1 protein-coding gene is annotated in these 585 nt (G+C 40.9%); it reads right to left on the bottom strand.

What is annotated here, in order from left to right; genetic code table 11:
• Positions 1-494 (bottom strand): transposase (locus C1G57_RS04890; protein ID WP_161941106.1); only part of this gene is annotated, 494 nt, incomplete at its 3' end.
• Positions 495-585 lie beyond the last annotated feature (91 nt).

Here is a 585-nt window from a genome sequence, read left to right as displayed (position 1 = left end):
TTCAAGGCATCTTCATAGCGTTCAACGGCCTTTTTCCACGTGAAAGAATACTTGTTGGCATCAGCTTCTACCTTGGTCCCGTCAATGAAGAGGGCCTCATCTTCAATCAATCCATTCTCTCTGAGGAGGAGAGTGAAGTAGATGAAGGCAGTTTTGATGAGCTGATTGGCGTGTGTGCTAGCCCGAAAACTGTTTATGGTCCGATAACAGACATAGGTATCCTGACTCAGCCATTTCATAGGAATAACTTCTTCATTCATTTGAACGATTTTCCGACCAGAGAATACCTGACGAGCGTAGGCAAACAGGGTCATTTTAAGCAACATAGCTGGATGAAAGGCTGGACGACCAGTATGGGAAGTTTCTTCCAATAGAACGGATTGAGGAATAGTATCCACAAACTGACTAATCAGACGAGCCTTATGCGTTGCAGGTAAGTCCCAAGCAATATTTAATTCCAAACTAAGCTGATTTGTGTTATACTGTTTATACATTTTCATGCCTTTCTAGTTGTTTTGTCGTTATTATAATTATAAAGCATGAAATGGAAAACGAGCAACTCCTAATTGGAATTGCTCGTTTTTT

Origin of the sequence: Streptococcus suis (assembly GCF_002960425.1) — a bacterium.
GTDB classification, from domain to species: domain Bacteria; phylum Bacillota; class Bacilli; order Lactobacillales; family Streptococcaceae; genus Streptococcus; species Streptococcus suis_S.
Note: the sequence above shows the minus strand (reverse complement) of the source record. Positions and strands in the feature narration are given on the sequence as shown.